The sequence below is a fragment of the Caulobacter sp. UC70_42 genome (assembly GCF_044056025.1).
Classification (GTDB): domain Bacteria; phylum Pseudomonadota; class Alphaproteobacteria; order Caulobacterales; family Caulobacteraceae; genus Caulobacter.
On sequence record NZ_CP171994.1, the window covers coordinates 2,400,966 to 2,413,294 of the forward strand.

7 protein-coding genes and 3 pseudogenes are annotated in these 12,329 nt (G+C 66.9%); 5 read left to right on the top strand and 5 right to left on the bottom strand.

Features of this window, described 5'->3' with window-relative positions; translation table 11 throughout:
• Positions 1-19: 19 nt before the first annotated feature.
• Positions 20-4,211, top strand: a pseudogene (gene rpoC, locus ACHMW8_RS12170) (DNA-directed RNA polymerase subunit beta').
• Positions 4,212-4,300: 89 nt separating this feature from the next.
• Positions 4,301-5,002 carry a glutathione S-transferase gene (locus ACHMW8_RS12175; RefSeq protein ID WP_395445683.1) on the top strand — a complete coding sequence of 234 codons (702 nt, stop codon included), beginning with the start codon at positions 4,301-4,303 and terminating at the stop codon, positions 5,000-5,002.
• A 104-nt stretch (positions 5,003-5,106) separates the two neighbouring features.
• Here ACHMW8_RS12175 and ACHMW8_RS12180 read toward each other — a convergent pair whose 3' ends face one another.
• Entirely contained in the window at positions 5,107-5,445 is a 339-nt protein-coding gene (locus ACHMW8_RS12180; protein ID WP_125159069.1) for a DUF883 family protein, read from the bottom strand.
• A 303-nt stretch (positions 5,446-5,748) separates the two neighbouring features.
• Here ACHMW8_RS12180 and ACHMW8_RS12185 point away from each other — a divergent pair, with 303 nt between their 5' ends.
• Complete coding sequence (locus ACHMW8_RS12185; protein ID WP_395445684.1) at positions 5,749-7,542, top strand: methyl-accepting chemotaxis protein; 1,794 nt, start codon at positions 5,749-5,751, stop codon at positions 7,540-7,542.
• 43 nt (positions 7,543-7,585) lie between these two features.
• On the opposite strand, the gene ACHMW8_RS12190 is transcribed toward ACHMW8_RS12185, so the two are convergent.
• The 4 genes and pseudogenes from ACHMW8_RS12190 to ACHMW8_RS12205 all read right to left on the bottom strand — a co-directional run bounded on the left by ACHMW8_RS12190 (position 7,586) and on the right by ACHMW8_RS12205 (position 11,358).
• On the bottom strand, positions 7,586-8,059 hold the full coding sequence (locus tag ACHMW8_RS12190) for a GatB/YqeY domain-containing protein (protein ID WP_125159067.1): 474 nt from the start codon (positions 8,057-8,059) through the stop codon (positions 7,586-7,588).
• A gap of 128 nt (positions 8,060-8,187) precedes the next feature.
• The gene (locus ACHMW8_RS12195; RefSeq protein WP_395445957.1) at positions 8,188-10,029 is read right to left on the bottom strand and encodes a CocE/NonD family hydrolase; all 1,842 of its coding nucleotides are present in this window, start codon (positions 10,027-10,029) and stop codon (positions 8,188-8,190) included.
• Positions 10,030-10,203: 174 nt separating this feature from the next.
• Complete coding sequence (locus ACHMW8_RS12200) at positions 10,204-10,824, bottom strand: hypothetical protein (protein ID WP_395445685.1); 621 nt, start codon at positions 10,822-10,824, stop codon at positions 10,204-10,206.
• Positions 10,825-11,111: 287 nt separating this feature from the next.
• Positions 11,112-11,358 (bottom strand): annotated as a pseudogene (locus ACHMW8_RS12205) (hypothetical protein).
• Positions 11,359-11,381: 23 nt separating this feature from the next.
• Here ACHMW8_RS12205 and rpsL point away from each other — a divergent pair.
• Together rpsL and rpsG are read left to right on the top strand one after the other, a co-directional pair.
• Positions 11,382-11,753, top strand: a complete 372-nt coding sequence (rpsL, locus tag ACHMW8_RS12210; protein WP_004624021.1) for a 30S ribosomal protein S12 — start codon at positions 11,382-11,384, stop codon at positions 11,751-11,753.
• Between the two features lie 12 nt (positions 11,754-11,765).
• A pseudogene (gene rpsG / locus ACHMW8_RS12215) lies at positions 11,766-12,241 on the top strand (30S ribosomal protein S7).
• Positions 12,242-12,329 lie beyond the last annotated feature (88 nt).

A 12,329-nucleotide genomic window follows, 5' to 3' on the forward strand; every position in this document is an offset into this window, starting at 1 on the left:
TCCCGCAGAAGGAACCAAGATGAACCAGGAAGTCCTGAACATCTTCAATCCGGTCCAGGCCGCTCCGACCTTCGACCAGATCCGCATCTCGCTGGCCTCGCCGGAAAAGATCCGCTCGTGGTCGTTCGGCGAGATCAAGAAGCCGGAAACCATCAACTACCGCACGTTCAAGCCCGAGCGTGACGGCCTGTTCTGCGCCCGTATCTTTGGCCCGACCAAGGACTACGAATGCCTGTGCGGCAAGTACAAGCGCATGAAGTACAAGGGCATCATCTGCGAAAAGTGCGGTGTTGAAGTCACCCTGGCCCGCGTCCGTCGCGAGCGCATGGGCCACATCGAGCTGGCCTCGCCGGTCGCCCACATCTGGTTCCTGAAGTCGCTGCCCTCGCGCATCGCCATGATGCTCGACATGCCGCTGAAGGACATCGAGCGCGTCCTGTACTTCGAATACTACATCGTCACCGAGCCGGGCCTGACCCCGCTGAAGCAGCACCAGCTGCTGTCGGAAGACGACTACATGCGCGCCCAGGAAGAGTACGGCGACGACAGCTTCACCGCCGAGATCGGCGCCGAGGCCGTCCAGAACCTGCTCAAGGCCATCGACCTCGAGAAAGAGGCCGAGCGCCTGCGCGAGGAACTGTCCGGCACCGTCTCGGACATGAAGCAGAAGAAGTTCAGCAAGCGCCTGAAGATCCTGGAAGCCTTCCAGGAGTCGGGCAACCGTCCCGAGTGGATGGTGCTGACGGTCGTTCCGGTCATCCCGCCGGAACTGCGTCCGCTGGTGCCGCTGGACGGCGGCCGCTTCGCGACCTCGGACCTGAACGATCTGTATCGCCGGGTCATCAACCGTAACAACCGCCTGAAGCGCCTGATCGAGCTGCGCGCCCCCCGACATCATCATCCGCAACGAAAAGCGGATGCTGCAGGAGTCGGTCGACGCCCTGTTCGACAACGGCCGTCGCGGTCGCGTCATCACGGGCGCCAACAAGCGTCCGCTGAAGTCGCTGGCCGACATGCTGAAGGGCAAGCAGGGCCGCTTCCGCCAGAACCTGCTGGGCAAGCGCGTCGACTATTCGGGCCGTTCGGTCATCGTCGTCGGTCCCGAGCTGAAGCTGCACGAGTGCGGCCTGCCCAAGAAGATGGCTCTGGAGCTGTTCAAGCCGTTCATCTACGCGCGGCTGGACGCCAAGGGCCTGTCGGGCACCGTCAAGCAGTCCAAGCGCATGGTCGAGCGCGAGCAGCCGCAGGTGTGGGATATCCTCGAAGAGGTCATCCGCGAGCACCCGGTCATGCTGAACCGCGCGCCGACGCTTCACCGTCTGGGCATCCAGGCGTTCGAGCCGAAGCTGATCGAGGGCAAGGCCATCCAGCTGCACCCGCTGGTCTGCGCCGCGTTCAACGCCGACTTCGACGGCGACCAGATGGCCGTGCACGTCCCGCTGAGCCTGGAAGCTCAGCTGGAAGCGCGCGTCCTGATGATGTCGACCAACAACATCCTGTCGCCCGCCAACGGTCGCCCGATCATCGTGCCGTCGCAGGACATCGTCCTGGGCCTGTACTACCTGTCGGTGGCCCGCGAGGGTGAGCCGGGCGAAGGCAAGATCTTCGCCGACCTGGGTGAAATCGAAGCCGCCATGGACGCCGGCGTCGTCTCGCTGCACGCCAAGATCAAGGCGCGTCACACCGAGATGACCCCGGACGGTCAGCTTCTGCGCAAGGTGATCGACACCACGCCGGGCCGCATGAAGATCGCCGCCCTGCTGCCGCACCACCCGCAGATTGGCCACCGCCTGATCGAAAAGGCGCTGACCAAGAAGGAAATCGGCAATCTGATCGACATCGTCTACCGTCACTGCGGTCAGAAGGCGACGGTCATCTTCGCCGACAAGATCATGGGCCTGGGCTTCAAGGAAGCCGCCAAGGCGGGCATCTCGTTCGGCAAGGACGACATCATCATTCCGCAGCGCAAGACCGCGATCGTGGATGAGACCCGCAAGCTGGCCGAGGAGTACGAGCAACAGTACGCCGACGGCCTGATCACCAAGGGCGAGAAGTACAACAAGGTCGTTGACGCCTGGGCCAAGGCCACCGACCGCGTCGCCGACGAGATGATGGCCGAGCTTCAGATGAAGCATAAGGACGAGAACGGCCGCGAGAAGGAAATCAACGCCATCTACATGATGGCCCACTCCGGCGCCCGTGGTTCGCAAGCTCAGATGAAGCAGCTGGGCGGCATGCGCGGTCTGATGGCCAAGCCCTCCGGCGAGATCATCGAGACCCCGATCGTCTCGAACTTCAAGGAAGGCCTGACCGTTCAGGAGTACTTCAACTCCACCCACGGCGCCCGTAAGGGTCTGGCCGACACCGCGCTGAAGACCGCCAACTCGGGCTACCTGACCCGTCGTCTGGTCGACGTCGCGCAGGACTGCATCATCGTCGAGGAAGACTGCGGCACCACGCGGGGCATCACCCTGCGCGCCGTCGTCGAGGGCGGCGACGTGCTGGTCTCGCTGGGCACCCGCGTCCTGGGCCGCTTCACGGCCGAGGACGTCAAGGATCCGGGCACCGGCGAGCTGGTCGTTCCGGCCGACACCTATATCGACGAGAACATCGCCGACGCCATCGAGGCGGCGGTCGTCCAGTCGGTGAAGGTCCGCTCGGTCCTGACCTGCGAAGCCAAGGTTGGCGTCTGCGGCGCCTGCTACGGCCGCGACCTGGCCCGCGGCACCCCGGTGAACATCGGCGAAGCGGTCGGCGTCATCGCCGCCCAGTCGATCGGTGAGCCCGGCACGCAGCTGACCATGCGTACGTTCCACATCGGCGGCACCGCCCAGGTGGCCGAGCAGTCGTTCTTCGAAGCCTCCAACGAAGGTACGGTCCGCGTGATCGGCCCGACCGTTGTCGGCGCCGACGGCGCGCTGGTCATCATGAGCCGCAACACCTCGGTCAGCGTGCTGGTCGACGGCAAGGAGCGCGAAACCTACAAGCCGCCGTACGGCGCCCGCCTGCGGGTCAAGGACGGCGACACGGTCAAGCGCGGCCAACGCCTCGGCGACTGGGACCCCTACACCACCCCGATCATCACCGAAGTGGCCGGCAAGATCCGCGCCGAGGACCTGGTGGATGGCCTGTCCATCCGCGAGGAAGTCGACGAGGCGACCGGCATCGCCCAGCGCGTCATCGCCGACTGGCGTACGTCGGCCCGCGGTTCGGACCTGCGTCCGGCCATGGGCGTGCTGTCGGAAGACGGCTCGTACAAGCGCCTGTCGAACGGCGGCGAGGCTCGCTACCTCCTGTCGGCCGGCGCCATTCTCTCCGTCGCCGATGGCGACGAAGTGAAGCCGGGTGAAGTGATCGCGCGTATCCCGACCGAAGGCGCCAAGACCCGGGACATCACCGGTGGTCTGCCGCGCGTCGCCGAACTCTTCGAAGCCCGCCGTCCGAAGGACTGCGCGGTCATCGCGGAAATGGACGGCCGTGTCGAATTCGGCAAGGATTACAAGAACAAGCGCCGGATCAAGATCACGCCGGACGTCGACGCCGATGGCAACCAGGCCGAGGCGGTCGAGTTCCTGATCCCGAAGGGCAAGCACATCGCCGTCCACGACGGGGACTTCATCTCCAAGGGCGAGTACATCATCGACGGCAACCCGGATCCGCACGACATCCTGCGCATCCTGGGCGTCGAGGCCCTGGCGAACTTCCTCGTCGACGAGATCCAGGAGGTCTATCGTCTGCAGGGCGTGCCGATCAACGACAAGCACATCGAGACGATCGTTCGTCAGATGCTGCAGAAGGTCGAGATCCTCGAGCCCGGCGACACCGGCCTGATCAAGGGCGACCACCTCGACAAGCCGGAGTTCGACAAGGAACAGGACAAGGCGATCGCCCGCGGCGGCCGTCCGGCCGTGACCCAGCCGGTGCTGCTGGGCATCACCAAGGCCTCGCTGCAGACCAAGAGCTTCATCTCGGCCGCGTCGTTCCAGGAAACGACCCGCGTCCTGACCGAAGCCTCGGTGCACGGCAAGACCGACACCCTGGAAGGCCTGAAGGAAAACGTCATCGTGGGTCGCCTGATCCCCGCGGGCACGGGTTCCTATCTGCGCAGCCTGCAGCGCGTCGCCGCCAAGCGCGACGAGCAGCTGGCCCAGCAGCGCGAAGAAGCGATGGAGCCGTTGCCGGCCGAGATCGCGCTCGCGGATTCGGAGTAAGCCTTCTGGCTTAGAGCAGATACGGAAAGGCCCGGGAGCGATCCCGGGCCTTTTTCGTTGTCCGGGACGTTCAGCGACTGGAGAACGCCATGTCCGATTACGAGCTCTACTACTGGTCCGCGCCGTTTCGCGGGCAGTTCGTGCGCGCCGTCCTGGCCCATGCCGGCAAGAGCTGGACGGAAGGCGGCGACGCGGCGATCGCGGACCTGATGGGCGGGCCGGTGAAGGCCATGCCGGTCCCGTTCATGGGACCGCCGATGCTGGTCGACAAGAAGGCCAAGGTCGCCATCGCGCAGACGCCGGCGATCGTCCTCTATCTGGGCGATACGCTGGACCTGCTGCCGTCGACGCCGGAGCTGCGCGCCCTGACGCTGAAGATCGTCTGCGACGCCAACGACGTCATCGACGAGATGACCAATGACGGCGGGCGCGAGATGTGGACCGACAAGCGCTGGGCCGCATTCGTGCCCCGCCTGAAGAAATGGATGTCCTTCTGGGAAGAGACCGGCCGCCGTCATGGCCTGACGGCCGACGCCGGCTTCCTGCTGGGCGGCGAGACGCCCGGCGTCGCCGATGTCGTCACCGCCACCCTGTGGTCGACCCTGACCGAGCGCTTCGCGTCGATCGGCGAGCTTCTCGACGAGGCCGCGCCCATGACCGCCGCCCTGGTCCGTCGCGTCGCCCAGCTGCCGCCGCTGCGCGCGCTGGCCGACAAGGCCCGCGAGGACTACGGCGACACCTGGTGCGGCGGCCAGATCGAGGCGTCGCTCAGGAAGGTGCTGGGCGAGTAAGGCCAGAGCATTTTCCGACGAAGTGACCGCCGGTTCGTCGCCAGAAAATGCGTTAAAACAAAGGACTAGAGCCCTTTATCGATCCAGTAGGATCGAAAAATGCTCTAGCGCGGTTCGCGCACGTAGATGGTCTTGGTCGAGCGGCCGCGGAGCAACAGGCCCAGGACCACGCCGAGACCGGCCGCGATACCCAGGGCCCGGGCCGGCTTCAGTCGCGCCCAGGCTTCGAGGTCGCCATAGCGGGTCTGGATCTCGTCGCTGGCCTGGGCGGCGATGTCCTTGACCCGGGCGCGGGTTTCGTCGACCGCCTCGGAGGCGACCTCCTTGAGGCTGTCATAGGCGTCGTGGGCGCTGCTCGCGACGGCCTTGAGCTTGGGCTCGACCTTGGCGCGGGCGGCTTTGGCGGTCGTCTGGGGAGTCAGGCTGTCGGCATAGTCGGTCATGATCGAACCTCGGGGGGCGGGAAGGGGGCGCGGGCTCGCCGCGAGACGCTTGCACAACCCCGGGGGACGCCGAGCGTTCCGCCGATCCCGCCCGGCCCGACGCCGGCCGCGACGTTCTAAGAGCCGGAAGCGTCGCCTGGGACGGACCAACTCGACCGCTGGGGGCCGTCCCAGCATGTCACGCCGCCGCGACCAAACGTCGCGGTGGGTCGTGGTGACGTTTTCATAACGTTGATATTCATCAAGATTTTAAGCCCCAGGGGCGATGCAGCTTTTTGATCCGCCTCAAAAAGCCCAGAGCTCATGCGCGCCAGCATCTCGACCAAGGTCAGCTTGACCATCGCCGCCGCCTTCCTCGTCCTGACCGTCGCGGTCCTGGCGATCGTGGCGCACAGCTCGCTGGACTTCGCCCGTCGTCAGGCGACGCAGGCGCAGGAGGCCAGCATGCGGGTGGCGTGGGACGTCATCGGCGAGCGGGGCAAGAGCTTCCGCCGCGAGGGCGACAAGCTGCTGGTCGGCGACCATGCGCTGAACGGCGACTTCGACGGCGTTGATCGCGTCAAGGCCCTGGTCGGCGGCACCGCCACCGTCTTCATGGGCGACACGCGCATCACCACCAACGTCACCAAGGACGACGGCTCGCGCGCCGTCGGCACCTCCTTGGCCCGGGGTCCCGTCCACGACGCGGTGCTGGGCAGGGGCGAGGCCTATCGCGGCGAGGCCAAGATCCTCGGCAAGCCGTTCTTCGTCGCCTACGATCCGATCAAGGACGCGTCGGGCCAGGTGATCGGCGTGCTCTATGTCGGCGTGCCCCAGGCCGACTACTTCCAGCCGGTCTATCGCCAGGTGACCCTGCTGGCGCTGGCCTGCGTGCTGCTGGGCGCGGCCGGGGGCGGTCTCTCGGTGCTCATGACCCGTCGCCAGCTTTCGCCGCTGTCGACCTTGCGCGACGCCATGAGCCGGCTGATGGGCGGCGACCTCGCCGTCACCCTGCCGTTCGCCGGCCGGGCGGACGATATCGGCCTGATGGCCGACGCCGTGCATCGCTTTCGCGACGAGGCGCTGGAGAAGAGGCGCATCGCCGCCGAGGCCGCCGCCCATCGCGAGGCTTCGGAAGCCGAGCGCGACGCCACCGGCGCCGACAACGCCCGCCGCGCGGGTGAGCAGGCCCAGGTGGTGCGCCGCCTGGCCGAGAGCCTCCACCGCCTGTCGGCCGGCGACCTGACCGTGCGCCTGAGCGAACCCTTCGCCCCCGACTACGAAGGCCTGCGCGCCGACTTCAATCGCGCCGTGGAGGGCCTGGAAGACGCCATGGGCGCCGTGGTCTCGGCCGTGTCGGGCCTGAACGCCGGAGCCGGCGGCATCGCTGGCGCCGCCGACGATCTGTCGCGCCGCAGCGAGGCCCAGGCCGCCAGCCTGGAAGAGACCGCCGCCGCGCTCGACGAGATCACCGCCACCGTCCGCCGCACGGCCGATGGCGCCAAGGAGGCCCACCGCGCGGTCGGCGACGCCCAGGCCGAGGCCGGTCGCAGCCGCGAGGTCGTGGCCTCGGCGGTCGAGGCGATCGGCGGCATCGAGGCCTCGTCGCGCCAGGTGGCCCAGATCATCGGGGTGATCGACGAGATCGCCTTCCAGACCAACCTTCTGGCCCTGAACGCCGGCGTCGAGGCCGCTCGTGCGGGCGAGGCCGGTCGCGGCTTCGCGGTCGTCGCCCAGGAGGTGCGGGCCCTGGCCCAGCGCTCGGCCGACGCGGCCAAGGAGATCAAGATCCACATCGGCGACTCGGCGCGCCAGGTGGAGGCGGGCGTGTCGCTCGTCGGCGCGGCGGGCGAGACCTTGCAGCGCATCGCCAACCAGGTCGGCGCGATCAGCGGCGTGATCACCGAGATCGCCGCCTCGGCCCAGGAACAGTCCGCCGGCCTGTCACAGGTCAATACGGCCGTGAACCAGATGGACCAGGGCACCCAGCATACGACGGCCATGGCCAGCCGCTCGGCGGCTTCCAGCCAGGCGCTGCTGGACGAGGTCAACGGCCTCGCCGCCCTCGTCCAACGCTTCAAGGTCGGCGGCGCGGCGTCGATGCGCCGAGCGGCCTAAAAGCCCTTCTCTCATAGAGGGAGGGGCGGGAGAGGAAGGCGGTCTAGCCCTTGGCCAGGGCGCTGGCCGCCTTGCCGTCGTACTGACCGCCGAAGTTGGTCTTCAGGTGGGCCATGATCGCCCCGACATTGGCGTCGGGGTTGTTGGCCTTGAAGGCGTCGATGGCCGCGCGCAGTTCGGCTTCCGTCATCTGCTTGGGGCCGTACGACGACAGGATCGCCAGTTCGGTCTCGGCCGCCTTGATCCGCTCGTCCACCTTCGACGCATCGCCGCCGGCCTCGGCCAGGCGGGCGCGTTCGGACGCAAGGTTTTCCAGCGTCAGCTTGCTGTTCTTCGAGAACTTGGCGACGGTGGCGACGACCTTGTCATCGGTGACCTCGGTCACGCCGCGTTTGAATTCCTCGGTCGTGATCTGCGTGGCTTCGCCGATCAAGGTGGTGAGCAGGTCGGCCTTCAGGCGATCGTTCTGCTTGCGCGCCGCCAGTTGGTCAGCCTTGAGCTGGTCGAGCAAAGCCATGTCGTCGTCCTTTCAGGTCACTCTATTCGATCGTGCTGCGTAGATAGTGACCGCGGGGCGGCTTGTCGCGTGACCTCATCGGCCCCTCCCTCTCTCGCTGAGAGAGGGAGGGGCCGGCGCGGTCTCGCCTACTTCCGCCCCACCACCGGCAGCTCGATGTAGGATTCATCCCCCGCCGCGTGGTGGATCGCGTTGTTGGCCACCACGAACTTGGTCTCCTTCTCGTTGTCGCCGCCGGTGTTCAGGTTGCGGACGAACTTCGGGAAGTTGGACGAGGTGACCTCCACGCGGATGCGGTGGCCGGGCAGGAAGGTGTTGCTGGTGGTGATCGGCGTCGGCTTGACCGTGTAGGTCTGGCCGGCCGTCATCATCGCGGGCTTCTCGTAGCTGTCGCGATAGCGGGCCCGCATGATGGTGTCGCCCAGGATATAGGCCGTGCCGTCCGGCCCGACGTCGACCAGCTTGACGGCGAAGTCGGTGTCCTTGGCGTCCGACGAGACCTTCAGGACCGCGCGGACGAAGCCGGAGACCTCCAGCGGCTCGGTCAGCGGCTCGCTGGTGTAGACGAGCACGTCGTCGCGGGTCTCGACGCCGCGCTGGTCGAAGGCCCCGGCGATGACCAGGCCGCCATTGCAGCAGTCGCCGCCGCCCACGGTCTGGACCGGATTGGCAGGATCATAGGCGTAGCGGTCGGCCTGTTCCCCGGCCTCCGGCGCGACGGCCGTCAGCTTGCCGTCGCCGGCCAGGCTGTTGGCGCGGCCGCTGGAGCGCAGATAGAGCTTCATCGGGGCCGAGCCCTCCGGCGGCCACTGGGCCGATTGCTTCCAGTTGTTGGCGCCCATCGAATAGTAGCGGACCGGCGGCGTCGACTTCGGGAAGGCGTTGACGTCGCCCTTCAGCCAGCGGTCGAAGAAGGCGTAGACCTCCTTGTCGGCGTCGAAATTGACCGTGCCCATGTCGCGGTCGCCGGACTTGTAGGGGGCCTGCAGCACGCGGGCGTTGAAGCCGCAGTGGTTGCTGGGCGTGACGATGGCGTACTGGTTGTCGCTGGCTTCCTTGTCCGATTTCACCGCGCGGGCGTGGTTGAACAGGGCCATGTTCGGGCCGATCGACACGTCGTACCAAGAATTGAACCACAGGGCCGGGACGCCCCAGCCCTTGTCGTCGTGATAGAGGCCGCCCTTGCGCCAGGCCGGGTCGGCCGGGCCGTCGCGGTTGATCAGTTCCTCGAACGTGCCCTTGGGCTCGCCCAGATCCTGCAGCATCTCGTTGACCGGCAGGTGGCGAATCTGGGTGGGCCAGTTCACCTCGGGCTTCTTGGCCTCCAGGTCGTTGTACTTGGCCAGGCGGGCGATGGTCTTGGAATCCAGCCCCTTGGGCGGTTGGGCGCGCAACGGATTGTCGACGCCGTACAGCCAGACGAAGAACAGGTTGCGCGGCACGCCGCCGGTGTACCAGTTGCCCTGTTCCTGGAACTCGCCGACCTTGCCGATGCCGGCGCCCGACGATTGCGGAACCATGGCGGCGTGGGCCGGGTGGTTCTGGCCGGCCAGGGCCAGCTGCCATTCGGCCGTCGACGAGCAGCCGCGCGTGCCGACCTTGCCGTTCGACCAGCTCTGCTTGGCGATCCAGGTCAGAGTGTCATAGCCGTCGGTCTGCGGATGACCCAGGATCTCCCACTCGCCTTCGGAATAGTAGCGGCCGCGCTCGTTCTGCAGCACCAGGGCGTAGCCGTGCTTGATGGCGTCCAGCGCGTTGCGGGTGCTGGCGGCCTTGTAGGGCATCTCGTTATAGGGCGTCTTGATCAGGATGGTCGGCAGCGGCCCGGTCGCGCCCTTGGGGCGATAGACGTGGGTCGCCAACCGCACGCCGTCGCGCATCGGCACCATGACGTACAGCTGCACGTCGGCCTTGGCCGCCAGTTCGCGATCCAGCGCGGCGTCGGAAAATTGCGAATAGTCCTGGGCCATCGCCGCCGACGGAGTCGTCGACGTGACCAGGATCAGCGCGGCGCACAATGAAGCCGAAAAACGCATGACGTCCCCTCACAACCAAGGCGCGCCCCTTGGGCCCGCGCGCCAACCTGGCGGGGAGGGTATTCCGAGGGCGTACGGAGGAAACCCCCTTTTTCGGCGGCTCGCTCTCTAGCGCTGGTCGTTCTCGCGGGACCGCTGCTTGGCGCGGGCGTCGGCCTTGTCGTAGTCGCGCAGCTGCTTGAGGCGCTGCTGCTGGGCGTTACGCGTGCGACCCAGGCCGTCCTGTTCGGCGCCGAGCACGAAGGGGATTTCCTTCATCGTGCCGGGCTGGTCCTTGCTGCGATGGTCGACACCCAGCCCCATCGGCGCTTCGTTCGCCTTGCGGGCCAGCTCCTGCATGATCGCCTGGGCCTCGAACTCGCGCGCCTTGGCCGCGTTCAGCGGGCCGGCATAGGTCCCGCGCGGCGGGGCGGCGCCGAAGCGCTCGTCGCACTTCTCGCGCTCGCGACGGTTCAGGCCGACGGCGTCGGCGCTGACGCAGCCCGTGGCGCTGCCCCGCAGGGCCGTCTTCAGGTCGCCCGCGCCTTCGCCGGGCAGCGGCGCGGGACGGATCGCCGTTCCCGGGCGGGCGATTCCCGTCGCGGGAACCGACAGGGTCGGAACGCCGGCCGGCGCGGACCGGGCCGGCGCGCGCGCCTGGAAGGATGGGGCGGGCGAGGGCGCGGCGGTCGCCGCCGAGGCGGGCGCGGGGCGGGGCTCCCGGACGCGTCTCGGGAACCGGACGCTCAAGGTCCAGGGTCATCACCGACAGGTCGTCGGCGACCATGTTCTCAAGCAGAGGCCGCGCGGGAATCGCCAGCCAGGCCAGAAGCGCCACGTGCAGCAGCAACGATCCGGCGAGAATCGTCGCCCGCCGCCGATTGTCCCTGCCGCGCCTCACGATGATTCTCACCTGGCCTCCCCAGCCTTGCCGTCGCCCTCCCCACGTGGTGCGCGAGGCGGATGAGACAAGGCGCTCCATCCCGACGCGAACCTGCACAGCTTGCGGTGGCGAAATCTTGGCCTTGGGAGGCTCCTTAAGGCGGCGTTAACCGGCGCGGGAACAGGCGGTTGACGTTGAGCCCCTTCGCGAGTACATACCGCGCTCTTTTTCGAGGCGGTCGTTCGCGTCCGTTCCGATGAGCTTCCGTCCTCGCGGGCGGAGAACCCGCCGGTGTGCTTCCCGCGCCCCGGCGAGTTTCGTGTTTATCGGGTCTCCAAGCGGAGCCTTGAACCAAGAACAACAAAGACAAGGACCTGAAGCGCCCCGGCCGAAAGGCACACGCTTCCATCAGAGCAGAGACTTAATGCCTACCATTAACCAGCTCATCCGTAAGCCGCGCTCTCCGAAGCCGGTGCGGAACAAGGTGCCGGCCCTGAAGGGCTGCCCTCAACGTCGCGGCGTCTGCACGCGCGTCTACACCACGACCCCGAAGAAGCCGAACTCGGCTCTGCGTAAGGTCGCCAAGGTCCGTCTGACCACTGGCATCGAAGCCGTGTGCTACATTCCGGGCGAAGGCCACAATCTGCAGGAGCACTCGGTGGTGCTCATCCGCGGCGGCCGCGTCAAGGACTTGCCCGGCGTCCGTTATCACATCCTGCGCGGCGTCCTCGACACCCAAGGTGTCAAGGATCGTAAGCAGCGTCGTTCGCTCTACGGCGCCAAGCGTCCGAAGTAAGGAAAAAGAAGAATGTCCCGCCGTCGCCGCGCAGAGAAGCGTCAAGTCCTGCCGGACCCCAAGTTTGGGGATCTGGTTGTCACGAAGTTCATGAACTACGTGATGTACGAAGGCAAAAAAGCCGTCGCCGAAAACATCATCTATGGTGCTTTCGACATCCTGGAAGTTCCAAGCGCAAGGACCAAGGTCCGCTTGAGACCTTCCACTCCGCTCTGGACAACGTCGCTCCCGCGATCGAAGTCCGTTCGCGCCGCGTCGGCGGCGCCACGTACCAAGTGCCGGTTGAAGTCCGTCCGGACCGTCGCCGCGCCCTGGCCATCCGTTGGCTGGTGACCGCCGCTCGCAAGCGCGGTGAAAACACCATGACCGAAAAGCTGGCTGGTGAGCTGCTCGACGCTTCGAACAACCGCGGCACCGCCGTGAAGAAGCGCGAAGACACCCACAAGATGGCTGAAGCCAACCGGGCGTTCTCGCACTATCGCTGGTAAGCTTTTCGCGACCAGCACTCTTTCAGGCGCGGGCGGTTTGCGATAAACCGCCCGCGCCGCACGTTTAAATGTCCCTGCCTCACCGCAG